Raw genomic sequence first — 21,514 nt, 5'->3', positions numbered from 1 at the left:
AATGGCTAAAGTAGCAACATTAATCACAAATATGTTTGAGGATGTAGAGTACACAGGTCCAGCCCAGGCACTAAACGATGCAGGGCATGAGGTATTTACAATTGAAAAAGAAGCAGGTAATGAGGTAACAGGTAAAAACGGCGAAGCTACGCTGATAGTCGATTATGGTATTGACGATGTGAAGCCGGAAGACTTTGACGCATTATTTATACCTGGAGGATTTTCACCGGATATTTTAAGAGCGGATGATCGATTTGTTCAATTTGCCAAGTATTTTATGGATGAGAAAAAACCAGTATTTGCAATTTGTCATGGTCCACAATTACTGATAACTGCGAAAACATTGGATGGTAGAGACGCAACAGGATATAAGTCGATTAAAGTGGACTTAGAAAATGCGGGCGTAAAATTCCATGACGAAGAGGTATTTGTTTGCCAAAATCAATTAGTGACAAGTCGTACTCCGGATGATATCCCAGCGTTTAACAGGGAAATTGTTAAGCTGTTAGGCTAAATCAAAAAGAGAGCATCTTCTATTTTTAGAAGGTGTTCTTTTTAATTGCGTTACATCACCCGTCTCTAAGGAAGCATCTTACCGAATTATTTATATTAGTAATAGCTCTGTAAGTTGCTTAACCTCCTCACACCCATTAAATTGACGAGCATACTATGAACATATATAATGGAAAAGTTACTAATCTCGCATTGGTAACCGCGTAGAAATGGAGGAAAGGTAACGCGTAAAACACAGAAAACAATTATAGCGCCAGAGCTGAAGAAATTGGACGGAAAATCATCTTCAGCAGACGAGGTGGAGGTTATCGAAAATTCGGCGGATGCCTCCCGACCGTATTTGCCCGGTTGTTATTCTTTTTCATAAAACATTCGAGTGATCGGATAACAGGTGAAAAAGAAGGCATTCTAAGCTTAATTAGCTACTACACGTCTTGTGTAGGGAGCTTGTTTTGACATGAATGTAAACGGAGGAATTTAAATTATGTGTGGAATTGTTGGATATATTGGAGAAATAGATGCAAAAGAGATTTTATTAAAAGGGTTAGAGAAATTAGAATACCGCGGCTATGATTCAGCGGGTATTGCTGTAATAAACGAAGATGGAGTTATGGTATTCAAAGAAAAAGGACGTATTGCGGATTTACGGGGAGTAGTAGATACAGAAGTAGGGGCCAATGTTGGTATTGGTCATACTCGCTGGGCAACTCACGGCGTACCAAACCAAGAAAATGCACATCCACATCAAAGTACAACAAAACGTTTCACATTAGTGCATAACGGAGTAATCGAAAATTACCATTTGATGAAAAAAGCATATTTATCAGAAGTGGAAATGACTTCTGAAACAGATACGGAAGTTATTGTACAGCTGATCGAGCGTTTTTCTAAAGACGGATTATCTACAGTTGATGCACTTCGTAAAACATTGCATTTAATACACGGGTCATATGCACTAGCATTACTAGATAATGAAGACGAAGATACTATTTATGTGGCGAAAAACAAATCACCACTACTAGTAGGGGTTGGAGACGGATTTAACGTGGTAGCCTCGGATGCAATGGCAATGCTACAAGTAACGGAGCAGTACGTGGAGCTTCATGATCAAGAAATCGTAATCGTACGCAAAGATTCTGTAGAAATTCAAACGTTGGAAGGCACAAAAGTGGAACGTGCCCCATACAAAGCAGAGCTAGATATGAGCGATATTGAAAAAGGAACATATCCTCATTATATGTTAAAAGAAATCGATGAGCAGCCAGCTGTTATTCGTAAAATTATTCAAGCTTACCAAAATGAGCAAGGGGAGCTTACAATTGACCCTGCTATCTTGATGGCACTTCAAGAGGCTGACCGTCTATACATCATTGCTGCTGGAACGAGCTACCATGGTGGATTGATCGGTAAAGAATACTTTGAAAAAATTGCTGGTATTCCTGTAGAAGTGCATATTTCTAGTGAGTTTGGCTACAATATGCCACTATTATCGGAAAAACCAATCTTTATGTTCCTAACACAATCAGGAGAAACGGCTGATAGCAGACAAGTTCTTGTGAAGATAAAAAAATTAGGTTATCCAACTATTACGATGACCAATGTGCCGGGTTCTACTCTATCACGTGAAGCAGATCACACCCTTTTACTTCACGCAGGGCCAGAGATTGCGGTTGCTTCAACAAAAGCGTATGTTGCACAGGTTGCTGTTTTAATGGTAACGGCATCTGTATACGCACTTGCTCAAGGGAAAACACTAGACTTTGATGCTGTAAAAGAATTGGGAATTGCAGCAAATGCTGTTCAAGCAATTGTAGATTCTAAAGAAGAGATGGAAGAAATCGCAACGGAATTTTTAGCAACTACAAGAAATGCATTTTTCATAGGACGCAATGTAGACTTCTACGTAAGCCAAGAAGGTGCATTAAAACTAAAAGAAATTTCGTATATCCAGGCAGAAGGATTTGCTGGTGGAGAACTAAAACACGGTACGATTGCTCTTATTGAAGACGGTACACCAATCATTGCTTTAGCTACTCAAAAAGCAGTAAGCCTAAATATACGCGGTAATGTGAAAGAAGTAGTGGCACGTGGCGCTAACCCATGTATCATTTCAATGGAAGGCCATGAGGAAGAAGGAGATCGCTACGTACTTCCAAAAGTAAACGAGCTCTTCGCTCCACTAGTAGCTGTAATTCCATTACAACTTATTAGCTATTACGCAGCATTACACAGAGACTGCGACGTAGACAAACCTAGGAATCTAGCAAAATCAGTTACTGTGGAATAGGTTTTAGGTATTTGTAATATTTTTGTTGTTGTCCAGTTACATCATAGTTGGTAACTTTACAACATAGTTGGTAACCTTACAACATAGTTAGTAACTTTACAACATAGTTGGTAACTCAAGCAGATAGATACTACTATTTCAAAATAATATATTAAAGCATGAAAATGGTTAGAAATCTATAAAACAAAATTATTGTTAAAGACAGCCTGTGGATGCTACAAAACCACAGGCTGTCTTTATTTTCCATTTCAGTGTTAGTATTAAATAAAGTTTGATATTTTAAATCAAGACGGGTTACTTTGTTTATTTGCTTTTTTTAGGGTTAAAAGGATATCTTTAATCAAACTTTATTTTAAAGTTACAACAGAAAAGTGTTATTCTTTCATGGTGTGATATTCATCGCCAATTTCAAACAAACCGAACACTTCAAGCGTGATTTTGGATGATGTTGCATGAAGGATGTAATTACGAGTAGAACGAATTCATAAGACCTTAAACTTCTGTTAGAGGTACTTGTGTTTTTGGGGGACCTGGTGAAAACCCGCTACAATTCTCTTTCACAAAGGACTCAAAAAAATCTAGTTCCTTTTTCTTTTAATAAAATATCTCAAATATAGTAGAACCAGATTAAAAATTGGGTAGTATACCTAATCAATATTGCATGTAAAGGATTTAAAAGTTAATGATATAATCGTACTTAAAGAGAAAAAAATAAATATCAGGAGTTATTGTATGAAGTTTGATTGGGGAGTTTAAACTTACTTCTTAATCCTCCATTGTATTCCAGCCATTTTTCTTTTTCTCGCTCTACTGCTCGGTTTTGCCATTCAAACCACATATATTCACACTCGCTACAATGACTTTCTACACCGCTATTATTACTTACATCTCTCCGAGTAAATATGCTCTTTTTACGACAACTGTAGCAATAGATTACTTTATCATCATCTTTTTTTAACATAGTTAATTTTCCCTCCTATTTACAATATTTATTGTCCATTAATAGACTCCTTATTCTTTAACCGAAATATTTTTATTTGTTTATGTTAATTATTAATAGCGTCGAGGCCACATCCACAAAAAAAAGGACCAAATTGAGTCCTTTTTTTGCTTATAAGTAAATGGGGTCTATATTTAGATGTGCTAACTCCTGAAGTACTTCACTAGAAATAACAGGAACATTAATAAATAGGTTCTTTTTTGCTCTACTTAATGCGACATAGTAAACGCGGTGATCTTCTTTACTCATATCAGGTGTAAGCAAAAATTCAAGGCTCTTTTCACTATTGGTCTCTGGAATCACAACAAGAACATTGTCAAATTCATCGCCCTTTGACTTGTGGATAGTCTTAAACACACTTATATCATCAGAAATTTTGACTTCTATTGCTGCTCTCTTATAAAGTAATTGTTCATAGTAGCCTTTCACCTTTCCACTCGAAATTTTTCCTTTAACTCCATAATGACCAAAAATGTAATTGTTATAAAAATCTTTAATATTTCCATCGCAAAAATTATTATATGCTTCTAAGAGTCTTTTCAGATTGCTAAATGCTTTCTTATCTGAAAATCCATCAATCTTTCTGTAAGCTTTTTTCATAAATTTGATGGCATCTTGTAACTTTAATTGCTTCCCGTATTCAATTGCATGGATAATATAATAAATCATCCATCCTCTAGAACTATCTCCAAAAATCAAATCGATTCCCTCCGTGTTATTACCCTTGAAATCATATTTAATAGCATTAGTTTCATTATTTCGGTAAGCCAATGTATAGAAACTGTTAAACCCAAGAGTTTGAGAAACATACTTATGTGCTGTAAATGAACTTCCAATTAGTAATACTGGAATCTCGCCAACCTTTTTGTCTGGACTACATTGATTAAAGTCTCTCTGGGATCGTATATGATTTAGTATTTTGATGATTTGTTCAGTAGAGCGATGATTGTTTTCTAAATAATGAAGGGACATACCATCAAGTTTAAATTGATCAAACAAATTATCATCAGTACCTTGAAATGAGAATATGGCCTGACAAGGATCTCCAATAACCCCGATTACCGTTTCTTTCTCCGCAATTAATTTAATGATTTCAGCTTGTAGAGGACTTGTGTCTTGAAACTCATCTAGTAGAATATAAGGGAATTTTGCTCTAATAACTTCTCTTATTTCATTTTTTTGAAGTAGAAGCAAATATGAAAAGTATAGAACATCATCATGACTCAAAAGTCCATTTTCCCAGCATAATTCTTTATAAACTAAGTATGAATTTTTCTTGATATTATAGCGTCCAACCTTGGATTGGTATACTTTGAGAAAATTCAGTTCTATTGTAGTTCCATTTAACATCCACATTAAATTTCCCAAAGAATGAGCTAGATCCTTATTGAGACTCTCATCAAAATGTTGTTTACTTCTAGTTTTGTATTCTTGAAGTAAAGACCTTCCTAATTTAACTTCTTCGTGCCCGTCTAAATGTTCAACAGGAAAAGGACAATCATCTAACATCCACAAATACGGTTTTAAAACATGTTTGTAAAGAAAGCTATGTATAGTGCTTACCTCAACATCTTCACCTGTATCTTTCAGACGACTTTTTAAGGTTTCTACACCGATATTAGTGTAAGTAATACAAGCAACTTTTTTAACTTTCGATAGCTTTTTTGATTGATTTAAAATCCAGTGAATATGACGAGTTAGAAACGTGGTTTTTCCTGCACCTGGACCTGCATAAAGCTTGAAGTGATTGTCAATTGGTATATTTCCATTACTATCGTTTAGCTTTACTGCTTTTGACAAATCCATGTTATCGCCTCTTTAATGTAGTCTGGGGGACTAATTTTTTCTTTATTACTTGTAGCAACAACATAAGCTAATTCCTGTGCTACTTGGCCCTTTTTTATAGAATTTAAATATCGTCCGGCTATTATTTTAGCTTTTATTTTTTCCGCTTTTTTAGGTTCATTAAATATTTCACCACTAACATATTCTCTAACTTCCTTTCCATAATTATTTTCGCTTAATATATCTGTAATATCTTGAATCGACTTCCCATCCTTTAAAGCGCTCATTAATCGTTTTATTTCTTCTATATTAGAGACTGATTCTGTTAGTAGGCTTTCAGTAGTAATATTTTTCAATAATAGGTCATATTCAAATGTAGAACTTTCCTTTTCTTTTTGGCTAAATACTTTAATTAAATCTTGTTTATTATTTTTTCTTTTATCAATCAAAGTATTCGAATATGATTTATATTCATAGTTATTTGGAGCAACGTCAATAAACAATGGTGAACAAGCAACCCAAGAAGCACCCTTTTTTCTTTCTTTTCGGACGGGATCTAGGTCTGTAATACATGCAACTTTTTTCTTAATAGCATACTCGCTCTTTTCTTGATCAAACAATTTTAAAAAGTGATCAAAGTACCGACCACCAATATTAATGATTGAAATATGAGTATCCACTAGATCAAAATCCAACTTTTTTGCAAACTCTGGAACTAACAACAACTCTGCTAAGCCCTCCACCAAAATTAAACTGTTTGCAAAGAACATATCTGCTTTTGTCACATCAATAAAACGTTTTACGTAATTTTTCGATTTTTGGTCTTCTGTACTTGCAGTAAATACTCTCCCTGGATAAGCGACATGAACATTTTCCTGCTCTTTTTGCAATACAATGATATCATCCAATTCAACAGCTGCAGTTATATTTGGTGAATGAGAGGTTATAAAAATTTGATTTACTTGAGAACTTTGGTTTTCTTTTAAAAACTTCAAAAACTTATATTGCATATTAGGATGTAAATGGGCTTCAGGCTCTTCAATAGCTAAAATTGAATAGACCTTTGCATTTGAGCCTAAGTAATCCCCTGACGCATCTTTCTGCATTTTTGCCAGCAGAAGAGAAATGTAAATCAAGTTATTATAGCCAAGACCATTATGTATAGCAGGAAGTTTAATACCCGTTTCACTTTCTATAATTAGTTTAAGAGCGGAATATAGTTCTGTATCTAATATCGTCCCATCAAAAGATGGCTTCATACCTCCAAATCCAGCTCCAGTATCTTCAACATATTTAAGCATGTGAATGTTTCCTTCACTCATCCGAGCTTGCAATGAAGTAATCAAAAGTTGTGCATCAGTTGAAAAAGCTTTCTTCTTAGCTTTTATTTGTTTTATTTTTTCATCTTTGTTAAGTTTTTCATCAATCTTAATCTCGTAGTCCATAAAAAAGTCGATTACTTCTTTTAATAAGGTATTTCTTCCAGTGAAAAGATCACGTTCAACATCCCTAATGGCAGTTAAGAATTGAAAGTCAAATTTATTTATGTTTTCTGGATCAATTAGGTTTTTTTGTTCTGGATTTCCTACATAAATCTTTTGTGTGTATTTTCTCAAAAAAATGTTACGAATGACATTCCAGTATTCTTCAGTTTGATTTACATCTATGTCAGACATCGTTTTTACGTAAGAATCCACTTCCTTATCTGGTAGGTAGAACTCGTAAGTAATGCAAGCTTCATATGGACTCTCAATTTTAGTAAGCCAGGTTGATACAGTTACAAGGTCATCAGAGTATTCAGGTTCCTCTAGCGACTCAACTAATTTTGCTGAAATTATTATTTTTGGAGGAGCCTTTTTTAATTCTGTAGTTGTAATAGTTCTATTAAAATCATCAACTGATAAACGTTTGTTCTGTTGATTATCAAATAACAATTGCAATGCTTTAATAATTGTTGTCTTTCCAGCATTATTTTGACCTATTATCACATTAGTACCTTCGTGAAATTCAATTGTTGTTCTAGAATTAAATGTTCTAAAATTCTCGATACTTAATTCAGCGATATACATTTTCAATTCATCCTTTTCTTTAGACTTATAAGCTACATTAAAAATTTATAAAGAAGATAAACATAATAAAATAAGGATTTGTATTAATATTTTTATCCTTTCAACATAGAACTTTGCAAAAGGATTATTAAAGGTTTCCCACTCTTGGAGCAAACAAAGGATTTATCAAATGCTTTAAATAGGAATCCGTTATTTTGCCTTAAACTATATCTTTTAATTTAAAGTTCCTACTATTTTTAAAATAGTGTTTTAAAATAGTCTATTAAGGTTATTATACTACATATAAAATAAACGTTTAGATTTTTCTGATAAGTAAAATTCAGAGTGAAAATTATTAAAACTATTATTGAGGTGCATAATGGAATACCGTTATGTGCCTTTTATTATATTGGGGGTTGTTAAATGAGTAATAGCAGTATTAGTAAGTCACATTTAAATCGTTTGAGTGATGGCAGGGGCCAGGGGAGAGGGAAAGACTATGTACCTTTTATACAAGCCAATGACAATAAGGTAGCTTCTGAGGGGTGGTTGACAAGGACGCATGGATGGAAAACAAGGAGAATACATCATACTCTATCCAAACATGAATACCAATTTCTTCTTGTTCAAGAATGGGCAGACTGTGTTGTAGATATTAGAGAACAGTATCCGTTGACCCCAATAGAAATGACTATTGAAATTGCGGATAAATTAAATATTCGCCATCCACATTACAAAGGTGAGAAGGTAATTATGTCAACGGATTTTATGTTAAGTGTAGTAAACGAAGACGGGGAAATAACTGATGTAGCTAGAACTATAAAACCAGTGACGAAGCTTACAAAGAGAACATTAGAATTATTTGAAATAGAGAGACGATATTTCCTAGAGATGGGTATAAGTTGGAAAATGGTTTTTGATAAACCAAAACCAATAAATATGATTAAAAACATAGACTGGATGTATGATGCAAAATTTTTAGGTACACGGCCAGGTGTTGACTCAGAAGTAATAGATTTAGTTGCTGATCCTTTACTTAAAACCCTTTTCTCTTGTAGCCCAAAAGATTCTATAAGTAAAAATTGTTTGAAATGCGATATGAAACTTGGGTTGGAGGCTGGTACATCTTTATATATTGTTCAGCACATGTTGGTAAATAAATTATGGAAAACAGATATGAATCTGCTTATAAGGGAAAATAGACCTCTAAGTTTGATTGTTGATAGACAGTAGTATTAAAAAAATGAGGTGAATTTGTATGCAATTATTTGAAAATACCATAATACAATTTGAAAATATTTCCGACCAAGAATTAGTGTTGGAAAGAATATTATGGATTTCTGAGGATCGTAGTAAAGTAGTTCTTATGAATATAATGAATAGGAAAAAAATGCAATTTCCCTATTTTCGCTCGTATCAAGATTTAATTCAACTAATTGAAGATGGAGTTGCAAGCACATATAATTTAGAGCCTGATATAAGGTTGATTAAAGCCAATCAGGAATATTCGAAGAGGCATATTGATAACAGAGATATTAAGTGGGAGATAATAAAGTCAATAGTTATGAAAGAACCAGAGATATACTATCCAGAATCTAGAGGTTTAATGGTTAGAGAGGTAATGAAAATTACAGGAAAACAAAGAAAAACTATTCATGAATGGATAAAAAAATACTGGTTTTATGGAAAATCAATTAATGGTCTATTAAATAATTACTTTGATTGTGGGGTAAATAAAAGACAATACTCTGATAAGAAAGCTGGTCCAAAAGCTGAAGATGGAAATGAGTATATTATCCGTGATGAAGACAAGGAAAATTTTCTATGGGCCATAAAAAAATTTCATATTGAACAAGGATTAACTATTACAGAAACCCATAAAAAACTTTTACAACATAGGTATAAAACGGGATTTTATCGAGAGTTTAACGAAATGGTCCCAATAGTAGAACCCGAGAAATGTCCAACATTAAGAATGTTTCGCTATTGGTATCAGAACAACTTTAACTCAAAGCAGAAATACAGTGCAAGGTATGGTGAGCGAAAAGCAGAGATGAATGCAAGAGCTTTTAAGGGTACACCAGAGGAAAATGTTCAAGGTCCAGGTGCTTATTATGAGATTGATTCGACTCCAGCAGATGTAATTCTTGTGTCGTTAGATAGAGAAACGGTAATAGGTAGGGCACATGTATATTTTGTCAAAGATGTTATGTCCAGAATGATTGTCGGTGTACACATTTGCATTACTCCATCTTGGGAAGAAGAAATGGTAGCTTTAGAAAATGCTTCTACTAATAAAGTAGAGTATTGTAAAAGGTTTGGAATAGAAATAACGGAAGAAGATTGGCCTTGCCTCCATTTGCCTAAATTTATTGTTGGAGACCGTGGAGAACATAAAAGTAGAAACTCAAATAATTTAGTGGATATTAATGTGAGAGTCGGAAACACACCTTCCTATCGTGGAGATTTTAAGCCATATATTGAACAACAATTTCGTAGATATAATGCAAGAATACGAGAATCCATACCCGTTAGTGCTGTTCGAAAGGAGCATCGAGAAAGAGGGGACAAGAACCCAGAGAACTACGCGGTCCATACAATCGAGGCTTTTTCGAAATTGACTATTTTATTTGTCCTTGAGTTTAACAAATCTGCTTTACCGGATGAATATCTAATGACGAGGGAAATGTTCGAGGAAAAAGTTGAATTGACTCCATTGGGAATATGGAACTGGGGATTAAAAAAGAATCTCCTCCACGAAATGCCACGAGATTTAATTAGATTAAAATTACTACCGAAAGGAGAAGGCATAGTAACAAGAAGCGGTATTACCTTTAAGAAAATGTCCTTTTCTTCGGATAGAGGTTTTGAGGAAAAGTGGTTTGAACAAGAGAGTATTTATGGACAAAAAAAGGTAGTTGTGAATTATGATCCTAGAAATTGTAGTAGTATTTTTATTAGTTTAAAGGATGGAACATTTGAACCGTGCTTCCTAACACCAAAATTCAATGACTATAGGGATTTACACTTCAATGATGTTAAGGTGTTGTTGAGTTATAAGAACAAACAGCTTAAACAGCTAAAAAAACAACGGGTAAATATAGAGGGTCCCCTAGATGCTGTTGCAGAAAGTTTATCTTTATCTGAGAAAGAGAAAACAAAAGAGGCACAAAGAGGTATGCCGAAATCTGGAAAGTTTAAGAATAAGCGACTTGCACGTAATTTAGACAAGAGGATGACTTCTAGTGAGGATGCATGGACTACAGTTAAGAGAGAGGAAGATATTAAACAGGTAAGTAATGAAGTCTCAAGTAATAGTGAAAATACAAATCGTCAATCCGAAATTACAAAAATGACAGAAATGCAGCTTTTCTTAATGTCTAAAAACAAGGAGAGACGAGAAAATCGTGGAAATGAAAAATGATCGTTTTATCTATTTAAAGGGCTATCAAGTAAGAGCAGAATATAAGGAACAAATTGTCCCTGAAAGTATAGGGAATCCTTTTATCGAGGCACTTCCTAATCGTTTATCACGAGAAGAACTCTATGATCTACTTTATTCAGTTCCAAGGTTCAATGGTAATATAGATGGCCTCGATGATGAGGATAGAATTGAATTGGTACAACAGATTAAGCCTAGTTTTTGGTTACCTCTTTCTTCTCATTTCAATAAATACCGGAACCTATATAGTATGATAAAAATCGGCTATCAATCAAGGAATCCGATGACTCCTCTATATCATAGGTATCTTTCTGTTGGATATGACAAAATATTAGAACATGGCACAGATGAGAAGGGGCTAAACCTCCTTGGACAAACCCAAACTGCTCAACAGTGCGCAGAAATTGGATTAAGTGGTATGGGAAAATCGAAGTCATACGACAAGCTTTTATCCTTGATTCCTCAAGTAATTCATCATACTAGCTACAAAAATAACCAATTAACTTGTAAACAAGTGGTTTGGTTAAAAATTGAATGTCCTAGTAATAAATCAATAGGTGCTCTATGTCGGAATTTTTATACAGCTGTTGATGACTTGTTGGGCACTACTTACTATGAGGATTTAGCTGAGAAGGATGGCAGAATTGAAGTATTAGCAAAGCGTATGGCAAAAGTTGCAGGTTTAATAAATTTGGGCATTTTAGTAATTGATGAAATCCAAAGAGTAAACCGTGCTCATTCAGGCGGAGATGAAAAAATGATTGATTTCATTACGGAACTTACTAATTCTATAGGTATTCCAATTGTCATTATAGGAACTTTTAAAGCTCTTTATATTTTTAAATCGAGCTTAGCCAATACCCGTAGGGGAGTATCTAATAGCTATGGAGAAAATATAACGGACAGAATGAAAGATGAATGGGAATGGGGACAGTTTATTGAGAGTTTATGGGATCTGCAATATACCAAAAGCTTCACTGAAATTACACCTGAAATTAAATCTGCCATGTATTATCATACGATTGGAATTCCTGATTTTGCGGTCAAACTATTTATGCATGTACAATCCCATGCAATTCTATATAGTGACACTGAAAAGATAGATGTTGAAATGATAGAAAGTGTTGCTAATAAAACTTTAAGACTGGTACAACCAATATTCGAACGTATTCGAAATGGAGAGGAAGTAAACGCTGATGAGTTCGATGATTTAAAACCTGACTGGATCTCGTTTAATAGTTATCTTATGGATATTCGTCACCGTATACAAATAGACGGTCAGATGTCGGAAGAGCATAAAAGAATTTTATTGCAAAGAAATAAGAGAATCTTAATTGAACAATTAACTAGCTTTGCGACAAGGATGGGTTGTACAGAAGAAGAAGCTAAAAAGTATGCAATAAGAGTTGAACGAGAAAACAATGGTTCACAGGATAATGAGCTGTTGTATGCTGAAATGGCAAAGTTAGTATTGGAAAACAACAGTATTGCAACGAGCGAAGAGGTTACTGGAAAATCAAGTAAAAGCAATAAGAGAAGGAAGAAAAACCTGGAAGAATACGATCACGATGATTTAAGGTTCGTGGTCTTTGAAGGTTTAAATACTAATAAAACCACTGATGAAGCACTTCGAGATGCTGGACTTGTTAGTTTATATGAGGAATTCGTTTTAGGGAAAGAGGAGACTTGATATGAGCAATATCATATCTTTCCCAACTACTTTTCCAGATGAAGATTTTAGGAGTATTTTATATAGATACCATTTACGTTCCCCACATAGATCTTATCTAAAAAATAGAAAAGAATTATTAGGAAAAGCATATTCTACTATGGTTATGTACCCTGAAAATTTAATTCATGTTATTAATGGGCTAGGAGTTTCTGAAGAATTTATAATAAATCTTATTGATAATCACACATTCTATCCTCTTTTTCGACCTTTTGTTAATAAAGACTTACACAATACTATAACCAATGTATTTTACAATTCTAGTGGCGGTTTAAGCATGAAAATTAAAACACTGGAAAACCAGTTTTTATCAAATAGTATTAGGTATTGCCCGACTTGCCTAAATGATGATTATGAAAGGTTCGGAGAAGTATATGCGCACAGAACACATCAATTTTCTTTTTTAACCGTTTGTCCTATTCACGAAACAAAACTCGTTTATAGTTGCTCTCACTGCGACATACCTTTTGCAAGCAGTAATGCTAATTTAATGTTAACCGAGCCCAAGTGTCCGAATGGCCATGAGATTAATGAAAATACTAAAGAATGGATGGACACCAATAAATATGAATTCCTAGATGATATTAAAGCACTTATGTCGTATAACACCTTAACATTAAACTATGTCTATCAACAACTAATGGTTCGCCTAGGAAACAGAGGATACATTCATTTTAAAGGAGATACTATTTTTAAGAAGGACCTTATTTCTGATATGGTTGATTACTATGGGAAAGAAGTTTTAATTGAGTTAGGATTGAATGTTAATGAACTTTTGAGAGTAATGCCTAGTTTATTCGCACCAGATGATTTGAGAAAGCATACAATATTTTACATTTTATTAATGCGTTTTCTTTCTGGGAATACAGAGAACTTCTTAAAACAGGATGAAACTTATTTCTTTCCATTACCATTCGGAAATGGTCCATGGGTATGTAATAATCGAATATGTCCCCAGTATAATCAAAGGGTAATAAATATATGTAGAAGAAAAGTTCATGAGTGGATTACTGGCTATTTTACTTGTAATTATTGTGGAATGACTTATTATAGAAAAGGTTTTCCCCATTTGGAAGATGAAACTCTATTTTCAATTGAAACAATGGGTGCATTATTTATTAATCAGGCAACAAAGTATATTAACAAAGGGTATACTATTACTCAAACTGCAGAGTTCCTTCGTTCAAATAGAACAACTGTTAGAAAGTATTTGAAGCTTTATAAGAAGGAAAATGAAAGTAATCTGTTAACAATAAACCAGAATAATGGACACAAAGAGATTTTGCAAGGAAAACTTGAGGTAGCGGTAACAGACAACAATTCAAAGTTAGAACTATGTAAAGAGACTGTTCTCGAAGCTATTAGTATTTTAGGTAAGCGAGCAAATAGACCTCAAATTAGAAAATACAATATTCATCGATACGATTGGGGAATGAAGCATGATCGTACTTGGATGGAACTTCATTTGCCACCAAAAAGAAAATTACCTAAAATGCTGAATTTAGAATCTTTAGATGATGAAATGTATCAACTAGTTTCAGCAGCTGTAGATAGATTGTGGGAAAATCCACCTGAAACGAAGATTACCAAAACTTCAATATTTAAAACAATACCAAGTTTTGTGCAGAACCGTTGTTATAGATTTAGTGAGTATCTTCCAAGGACAATACATTTAATAGAGCGTAGCTTAGAAACAGACGATCAATATTTAATTCGTATTTTCCCGAAAGTAGTTAAGTGGTTTAAAGAATCCAGGTATAAAAATTTATCGTTAAAATTGATTCAAAATAGATTTAAAATGTATAAAAAGAGTTCACTTACGGTTATACAATGGTTAGAGGATCAAATCGATCAAATTAACTCGTCGTAAGGAGCATTAAGAAGTATGCATTTTTTTCCTCCACTTTATCCAGACGAATTGCTATATAGTGCATTAGCCAGATATCATAATTACTCTGGAAATGAAAGCTTTAAAAAAACTATGAGAGATTTATTCGGGTGTGAAACAGTATGTTCTGTAACTGATTTACCATGCAATCTAGATGTATTAGCTTCACGGATTCCTGGTAAAGTTATCAGCAAAGAGAAATTGCTTTATGACCATACTTTAATGCCCTATTATAGTCACTTTATTCCTAGTGATAGACTAGAAAATATTCGAGAGGAAATGTACTTTAGCAACGGACGTTCTATCCATATGTTGGTGGGCTTAACCGCAAACGGTGTGAAACCTCCCAAAAATTTAAGATATTGTACAGTGTGTGCAATGAATAATAGAGCTCAGTATGGTTTAGCTTATTGGCATCGTGCACATCAAATACCGGGAGTTATAGTATGTTACAAGCATAAGGTTAATTTAAGAGAGGCTAATGTTCCGTACTCGCAAAGAAGAAATAAGCATGAATTTGTTCCTTTAGACACTATTACAATAAATATTAATACGGAAGAGGTAATTGTAGAAAATTATCTAAATTTATTTATAGCGCAGAATTCATTTTATTTACTAAATTACAATTCAGAGAAGATTGTAAGAAAAGATAATGTAAGGAACATTTATTTAAAAGAAATACAGAATATAAATATGTTATCAGTAAAGGGTAGAATAAAGTTCTATAAACTAATCCCTAGCTTTAACAATTATTATGGACGTGATTTATTAACATTAATGGGAAGTCATGTGGAAGAAGATAAACAGCATACCTGGTTACATAAATTTTTGCGAAATTCTGATGAAGTGATTCACCCGCTGAGGCATATCTTATTACACGGTTTCTTGGGGCAGAGCATAACTTCCACAATTTTAGAAAGTAATTCTTCATCAACGTTAGTTAATCCATTCTTCAATGGTCCTTGGCCTTGTTTAAATAAAGTATCAAGACATTTTGGAGAGAAAGTCATTACTTTATGTACTATTACAAGATGCTCGGATACGGGGAAACCAGTTGGGACTTTTACTTGTGAATGCGGATTTGTCTATTCACGAAGGGGACCTGATACGTCTGAAGGAGCTCAAATGGAATTTGGGCGGATAAAGGAGTTTGGCGATGTTTGGAAGAATAAACTTTGGGTATTATGGGGAGATGAAAAGTTATCTTTAAGGGAAAAAGCAAGACAATTGGGTGTTGACCCTAAGACTGTTAAACGCCAGGCTAATTTATTGATCACTGATACCAATATATATAATAGCACACTAAAAACTCTAAACGGTTTTATACAAACAAGGAGAAATGAATGGATATTTATTAAAAATGAACAACCATCTCCATTAAGAAAATCGTTATACAATTGGTTATATAAGCATGATAGGAATTGGTTGATGCAAAATAAACCCAATAATATGAATCAAAGATCTAACAAGAATCGAGTAGATTGGAATTATAGGGATGAGAATATGGCAATGCTGGTAAGGGAAACAGCAAATCAATTAATAACAATAAGACAGCTTCGTATAACTAAGGCTGAAATAGGTAGGAGAATAGGATACTTATCCTTGATTGAAAAACAGTTAGAAAAACTACCCAAAACCAAAAGAGAACTGGAAAGAGTTGTAGAAACAACAGAACAATTTCAAATTCGTAGAATAGACTTAAGTATTGAAGAGCTGATGAGAAACAATGAAATATTAAAAGTATGGAAAATTGCTAAGAAGGCAGGATTAAGAACCGATGTTCTAAATCATTTAAAAGATTTAATAATTAAAAAGATAAGATTAAATAGCTCTATTTAAAGTGTCAACTATATGACAAGGATACTTTCGAGGAAAAAGCAAAACAAGTAAGAAGCAATTACAAGGTAAACTAAACATGTCATTCTATAATAAACGAGGTAACCCTAATTTGATTAGGGTTACCTCGTTTATTAATTGTATAGGTAAAATTACGGTGCTAATGTTTTTCAAATACATTTTTTTTTGAATTGAAAGTAGTCTTATCTAAAAAATCTAATGAAGAAAACAAAAAAATAGTTAGACACAGAAAGCTCATAAAGTTCATTATAATATTTTTTGGGGTTACTTCTGCATAGTTTCTTCATATTTATTCTCTATACTATCTCAGAGGATTGCCTTAATCAGTTGTCCCAAGGCTAATCCTTTGTTGATTCTAGTTTGAATAATATATCTTAAATCGTTCAAATATTATTATTTAGAATATTTTGTTAGTTAATGTCCTCTTAATATAAAGACACGCAAGTAGGCACAGCTTGGATAAATATCTATAAGTTTAGTGACTTATTTAAACTCTTTGAATTGCTAGAAGGATTAGAAAGCATTGTTAGTAGATTATAAGCATGAAAGGTTAGGTGAAACTCTTTGTTTGAACAATTAAGTTTATTTTTAGCTTTTGGTGCGGGATTACTGTCTTTTATATCACCTTGTTCATTACCCCTTTATCCTGCATTTCTGTCCTATGTTACCGGGGTATCTTTAAATGAACTAAAAGAAGAAAAAGGAATACTAAATAAGAAGGCATTGGTACACACGCTTCTATTTTTACTTGGATTTTCAGCCATCTTTATGGCATTGGGTTTTTCCACCTCTTTCATCGGGACGTTTTTTCTTCAATACCAAGACTTACTAAGACAAATTGGTGCTATTATCCTCGTATTTTTTGGTTTAGTAGTTATTGGGGTTTTTAAATTTGAATTTTTACTATCAGAGAAAAGAGTCCAATTCAGAAAAAGACCTAAAGGTTATATAGGATCCGTATTGATCGGTATGGGGTTTGCTGCTGGATGGACACCGTGTACTGGACCAATACTAGCAGGTGTAATTGCTTTAGGAGTTTCTGACCCTGACAGAGGAATGTTGTATATGCTATTTTATGTACTGGGTTTCTCCATTCCGTTTCTCATAATGTCATTGTTTATTGGAAAAATGAAGTTTCTTCAAAAGAGAAATGGACTTTTCATGAGATTAGGTGGATTTTTAATGATTATAATGGGTATCTTGTTGTATTTTGATATGATGACAAAAATAATAGCAATTTTAACTCCTTTTTTTGGAGGATTTACAGGGTTTTAGAGCACAATTATAAATAATTAGGAAAGTAGGTTTATTGTTACTATGGATAAGAAGCAAAAAAGATTTTACATACGGTTTGTACTCTTGATATTAATGGTTGGAGTAATTATCTTCACCATATATTCTAACTTATCTAAAGAGAAAAATGGTGTATTACAAGTAGGAGATGAAGCTCCTGACTTCGTTCTAACTGATATGAATGGAGAAAGACATCAATTGTCGGAGTACAAAGGACAAGGAGTCTTTTTGAATTTCTGGGGAACTTGGTGTAAACCATGTGAAAGAGAATTTCCGCTAATGGACAAACAGTATCAAGAAGTTAAAGATCAAGGACTTCAAATACTAGCGGTAAACATAGGAGAATCTGATTTTGTAGTTCAAAAATATATTGATCGAAAAGGCTTAACTTTTCCAGTTTTAATTGATGACAATAAAAGTGTAATGGAAACTTATAATATTAACCCTTTGCCAACTACTTTTCTTATTAACCCAGAAGGGAAAATAGAGAAAATAATAACCGGCGAGATGAGTGAAGACAGTATAAAACAATATATGGAGCAAATATTGCCTATCTAAACTTAAATGTTATCAGACAACAATGTATTTGCAACTTAACAATCCAGATTTAACTAGTTGGGAGGATCGAATGCTCTAATGAATAGAATATCGACAAAGTTAACAGCCTACTTTTTTATTGTTGTATTGATAATGGAAACATTTCTAATTTTTTATCTCCATAGAAATATTATTCACACAAGAATTGATGAAGAATTTTCTTTATTGTTGAAAAACGGATCAAATCATAGAGAAGTACTTGAAGAATACTATTCCGAAACAACCATGAAACATATCGTATTGATGGAAAAAGGAGGAGATAGAGAAGTTGTCATTACGGATAATAAAGGTGGAATCATTAGTAGCTCCTTCAAAAACAATGCATCTTTAACAGAATTTCTTCCTCTAATTAAGAATCTTGATTTGAGAAGCGATGAGGTATTGATTTCGGATTGGGAAGAGTCTCCATATATCATTAGTGCACACCCTTACAAAGGGAGTAATAACCAATCAGGCTATGTTGTCATGTTTCAAAGTACAAGTTCTATTGAACAATTGGTGGATAAGTTAAACATGCATTTTGGGATTGCTGGTGGGACGAGTGTTTTTCTTCTATTTATTGTCTATACAGCTCTATCTAGACTTCTCACAAGACCTTTAATACGTATGAAGGAAGCCACTGAGAAATTAAGCAAAGGGGATTTTGAAGTGAGTCTTCCATACATCGGTAAAGATGAACTTGGTGATTTGTCAGGTTCTATTCAAAAATTAGCTGATGATTTAGAAAGGATGAAAACAGAGCGAAATGAGTTTCTAGCCTCGGTTGCTCATGAACTAAGAACTCCTTTAACATACTTAATTGGTTATTCAAATGTAGCCATGAGAAAAGAAATTAGTATAGAAGAACGAGAACAGTATCTTGCAATAATAGCTGAAGAGTCAGAACGAATGAAAGAACTTGTGAGAAATTTATTAGATTTAGCAAAAATGGATGAGAATACTTTTACTGTGACAAAAGATTATTTTTGGGCACAAACGTTTTTTGAAAATATTATCAAACTAGTTGGACCTTCTTTTGAGATGAAGAATATTAAGCTTAGTTTTGTATGTGGGGACAACTTTCAAGTCCATGCTGATTCCCTACGATTAGAGCAAATTGTATTGAATTTACTGGATAATGCCTTGAAATATTCTAAAGAAAATACACAGGTTACACTGAAAGTTCATAAAAAAGAAAAGAAAACAATCATTTCCGTAATTGATTTCGGAAGAGGTATCCCCTCTGATGAAATTGAATTCATTTTTGAAAAGTTATATCGTGTTGAAAAGTCGCGCTCACGTTTATCTGGTGGTTCGGGAATTGGACTTGCTGTTGTGAAGGAATTAGTAGAAGCACATGGTGGTAGCATTGAAGTCCAAAGTGTCTTGGGCAAAGGAAGTACATTTACCATAATGATTTAGCTTTATTTAGAATTTCGTCTAGCAGTAATTGAATAGGAGGTTTTTAGAATATATGCGGACAATTTTATTGGTTGATGATGAGCAAAGGATGTTAGATCTAATTGAATTGTTTCTCCTACCGCTTGGATTCAGATGTATTAAAGAAACAAATGGCCTGGAATCAATTGAGTTACTAAGAAACGAGAAAGTTAATCTTGTCCTGTTAGACGTTATGATGCCAGATGTAGATGGATGGGAAGTATGTAGAAAGATACGTGAATTTTCAAATGTACCTATTATTATGCTTACAGCTAGATCCGATAAGATGGATTTAGTAAAAGGATTAAACACAGGGGCGGACGATTATATTACCAAACCTTTCGATGAAAAAGAGTTGGTAGCTAGAGTAAATGCCGTTTTACGACGGTTCTCTGAACACAAAACAGAGGAAGAAAAGATTTCATACGAAGACTTTAAGTTAGATAAAGAAACTTATTCCTTGCAATATCATAGTCTAATCTCACCATTAACATTGAAGGAGTTTTATATCGTGGAAGCATTAATTTCTCGCCCTAAAAAGACTTTTACACGAGAAGAACTTTTGCATGCTGCGTGGGAGTATGACACATATACAGATACGAGAACAGTGGACTCACATATTCGAAATTTAAGAGAGAAATTGAAAAATGCTGGCTTTCCTATTGATGAATTTCTTAAAACTGTATGGGGAATAGGATATAAATGGAGCTAAAGGAGAAAAGTCGAAATGAAGAAATATAAAATTATATTCAGTTTATTAGTATTAATATTAGTCCTATCTGCATGTAACTCAAATGAAAATGATGTTTTCTCATTCGAGGGAGTAAATAATAATAAAATTGATCATATACACGGTTTAGGTTATATAAATGGAGAAAGCGATGTCGTCATTGCAACTCATCTTGGGTTATATAAATATGCCAAGGATGGTTGGAAAGAAGCAAATAGTCAAAAACATGACTATATGGGCTTTCAAGCTGTAAGAGAAGGATTCTTTTCAAGTGGTCATCCAGAAGAAGGTTCTGAATATAAAAATCCTCTTGGTCTTATTAAAAGCATAGATGAAGGAGCAAGTTTCGAACAATTAGCGTTTTACGGAGAGATTGATTTTCATTACCTTGCAGCTGGTTATGATTCAAGTACAATTTACGTGTTAAATGAAATGCCAGTTGAAGAAATGGACGCAGGTCTACATTATTCTCTAAATGAAGGAGATTCATGGACTAAAGCTGCTATGAATGGGTTTAATTACGATTATATTTCTAATTTGTCGGCTCATCCCACTCGTAAAGAATTGATTACAATCGGTAGTAAGGATGGATTATTTATTTCGAATGATTATGGCCAAAACTTTAAGTTAATGAATGATACAAAAATGATCACTTATGTAACATTGACTGAAACGGGAGGTTTATATACTAATTTTGAGAATAATACCGTCTACCTTAAGTCCTTCTTGTTTGAGAGTAACGAAGAAATTAATATACAACTTCCAAAAGAATTGAAGATGGATCCAATCACTTTTATCTCAGTAAATCCTGAAAATCAACAAGAGATTGTATTAGTTACAAATAGTAATAATATTTATATAACAAAAGATGAAGGACTAACTTGGGACCAGATTGCTTCTAACGGTGAGTTAGCAGAATAAGAAGG

15 protein-coding genes are annotated in these 21,514 nt (G+C 33.5%); 12 read left to right on the top strand and 3 right to left on the bottom strand.

All coding sequences use genetic code 11. From position 1 onward, the window contains the following. The first annotated feature begins 1 nt into the window (after position 1). Together LDK52_RS14690 and glmS are read left to right on the top strand one after the other, a co-directional pair. On the top strand, positions 2-514 hold the full coding sequence (locus LDK52_RS14690) for a type 1 glutamine amidotransferase domain-containing protein (RefSeq protein WP_277586704.1): 513 nt from the start codon (positions 2-4) through the stop codon (positions 512-514). Between the two features lie 483 nt (positions 515-997). Further along, positions 998-2,800 (top strand): glutamine--fructose-6-phosphate transaminase (isomerizing), encoded by a 1,803-nt coding sequence (gene glmS / locus LDK52_RS14685; RefSeq protein WP_277586703.1) that lies wholly within the window; start codon positions 998-1,000, stop codon positions 2,798-2,800. Positions 2,801-3,518: 718 nt separating this feature from the next. On the opposite strand, the gene LDK52_RS14680 is transcribed toward glmS, so the two are convergent. The 3 genes from LDK52_RS14680 to LDK52_RS14670 form a co-directional block, all read right to left on the bottom strand. Continuing rightward, complete coding sequence (locus LDK52_RS14680) at positions 3,519-3,761, bottom strand: hypothetical protein (RefSeq protein ID WP_277586702.1); 243 nt, start codon at positions 3,759-3,761, stop codon at positions 3,519-3,521. A 150-nt stretch (positions 3,762-3,911) separates the two neighbouring features. After that, entirely contained in the window at positions 3,912-5,606 is a 1,695-nt protein-coding gene (locus LDK52_RS14675; protein ID WP_277586701.1) for an ATP-dependent helicase, read from the bottom strand. Continuing rightward, complete coding sequence (locus tag LDK52_RS14670; protein WP_277586700.1) at positions 5,585-7,654, bottom strand: ATP-dependent nuclease; 2,070 nt, start codon at positions 7,652-7,654, stop codon at positions 5,585-5,587. The genes LDK52_RS14675 and LDK52_RS14670 overlap by 22 nt, the downstream gene beginning before the upstream one ends. Before the next feature lie 402 nt (positions 7,655-8,056). Here LDK52_RS14670 and LDK52_RS14665 point away from each other — a divergent pair, with 402 nt between their 5' ends. From LDK52_RS14665 to LDK52_RS14620, 10 genes are all read left to right on the top strand, one after another. Further along, positions 8,057-8,866, top strand: coding sequence for a TnsA endonuclease N-terminal domain-containing protein (locus LDK52_RS14665; protein ID WP_169360602.1), 810 nt, complete (start codon positions 8,057-8,059; stop codon positions 8,864-8,866). Positions 8,867-8,891: 25 nt separating this feature from the next. Beyond that, positions 8,892-11,057 (top strand): Mu transposase C-terminal domain-containing protein, encoded by a 2,166-nt coding sequence (locus tag LDK52_RS14660; protein ID WP_169360601.1) that lies wholly within the window; start codon positions 8,892-8,894, stop codon positions 11,055-11,057. Then, complete coding sequence (locus LDK52_RS14655; protein WP_277586713.1) at positions 11,047-12,765, top strand: ATP-binding protein; 1,719 nt, start codon at positions 11,047-11,049, stop codon at positions 12,763-12,765. Before LDK52_RS14660 ends, LDK52_RS14655 begins: the two co-directional genes overlap by 11 nt. Position 12,766: 1 nt before the next feature. Then, positions 12,767-14,674: a TnsD family Tn7-like transposition protein gene (locus tag LDK52_RS14650; protein ID WP_169360600.1), complete on the top strand. Its 1,908-nt coding sequence runs from the start codon at positions 12,767-12,769 to the stop codon at positions 14,672-14,674. 15 nt (positions 14,675-14,689) lie between these two features. Then, positions 14,690-16,531 carry a TnsD family Tn7-like transposition protein gene (locus LDK52_RS14645; RefSeq protein WP_277586699.1) on the top strand — a complete coding sequence of 614 codons (1,842 nt, stop codon included), beginning with the start codon at positions 14,690-14,692 and terminating at the stop codon, positions 16,529-16,531. Between the two features lie 582 nt (positions 16,532-17,113). After that, positions 17,114-17,824, top strand: coding sequence for a cytochrome c biogenesis CcdA family protein (locus LDK52_RS14640; RefSeq protein ID WP_169360598.1), 711 nt, complete (start codon positions 17,114-17,116; stop codon positions 17,822-17,824). A 42-nt stretch (positions 17,825-17,866) separates the two neighbouring features. Beyond that, entirely contained in the window at positions 17,867-18,400 is a 534-nt protein-coding gene (gene resA / locus LDK52_RS14635) for a thiol-disulfide oxidoreductase ResA (protein WP_169360597.1), read from the top strand. Positions 18,401-18,478: 78 nt separating this feature from the next. Beyond that, on the top strand, positions 18,479-19,840 hold the full coding sequence (locus LDK52_RS14630) for a HAMP domain-containing sensor histidine kinase (protein ID WP_277586698.1): 1,362 nt from the start codon (positions 18,479-18,481) through the stop codon (positions 19,838-19,840). Positions 19,841-19,892: 52 nt separating this feature from the next. After that, complete coding sequence (locus tag LDK52_RS14625; RefSeq protein WP_277586697.1) at positions 19,893-20,570, top strand: response regulator transcription factor; 678 nt, start codon at positions 19,893-19,895, stop codon at positions 20,568-20,570. Positions 20,571-20,585: 15 nt separating this feature from the next. Beyond that, a complete protein-coding gene (locus tag LDK52_RS14620; RefSeq protein ID WP_277586696.1) occupies positions 20,586-21,509 on the top strand; it encodes a F510_1955 family glycosylhydrolase in 924 nt (307 codons plus the stop codon). Positions 21,510-21,514: the final 5 nt, after the last annotated feature.

The sequence above is a fragment of the Psychrobacillus antarcticus genome (assembly GCF_029533155.1).
Taxonomy (GTDB): Bacteria; Bacillota; Bacilli; order Bacillales_A; family Planococcaceae; genus Psychrobacillus; species Psychrobacillus antarcticus.
Note: the sequence above shows the minus strand (reverse complement) of the source record. Positions and strands in the feature narration are given on the sequence as shown.

Coding starts and splice junctions, on each gene's coding strand:
- LDK52_RS14625 (WP_277586697.1), top strand. CDS start 19,893: ATGCGGACAATTTTATTGGTTGATGATGAGCAAAGGATGTTAGATCTA.
- LDK52_RS14690 (WP_277586704.1), top strand. CDS start 2: ATGGCTAAAGTAGCAACATTAATCACAAATATGTTTGAGGATGTAGAG.
- LDK52_RS14680 (WP_277586702.1), bottom strand. CDS start 3,761: ATGTTAAAAAAAGATGATGATAAAGTAATCTATTGCTACAGTTGTCGT.
- LDK52_RS14650 (WP_169360600.1), top strand. CDS start 12,767: ATGAGCAATATCATATCTTTCCCAACTACTTTTCCAGATGAAGATTTT.
- LDK52_RS14675 (WP_277586701.1), bottom strand. CDS start 5,606: ATGGATTTGTCAAAAGCAGTAAAGCTAAACGATAGTAATGGAAATATA.
- LDK52_RS14670 (WP_277586700.1), bottom strand. CDS start 7,654: ATGTATATCGCTGAATTAAGTATCGAGAATTTTAGAACATTTAATTCT.
- LDK52_RS14665 (WP_169360602.1), top strand. CDS start 8,057: ATGAGTAATAGCAGTATTAGTAAGTCACATTTAAATCGTTTGAGTGAT.
- LDK52_RS14630 (WP_277586698.1), top strand. CDS start 18,479: ATGAATAGAATATCGACAAAGTTAACAGCCTACTTTTTTATTGTTGTA.
- glmS (WP_277586703.1), top strand. CDS start 998: ATGTGTGGAATTGTTGGATATATTGGAGAAATAGATGCAAAAGAGATT.
- LDK52_RS14620 (WP_277586696.1), top strand. CDS start 20,586: ATGAAGAAATATAAAATTATATTCAGTTTATTAGTATTAATATTAGTC.
- LDK52_RS14645 (WP_277586699.1), top strand. CDS start 14,690: ATGCATTTTTTTCCTCCACTTTATCCAGACGAATTGCTATATAGTGCA.
- LDK52_RS14655 (WP_277586713.1), top strand. CDS start 11,047: ATGAAAAATGATCGTTTTATCTATTTAAAGGGCTATCAAGTAAGAGCA.
- resA (WP_169360597.1), top strand. CDS start 17,867: ATGGATAAGAAGCAAAAAAGATTTTACATACGGTTTGTACTCTTGATA.
- LDK52_RS14660 (WP_169360601.1), top strand. CDS start 8,892: ATGCAATTATTTGAAAATACCATAATACAATTTGAAAATATTTCCGAC.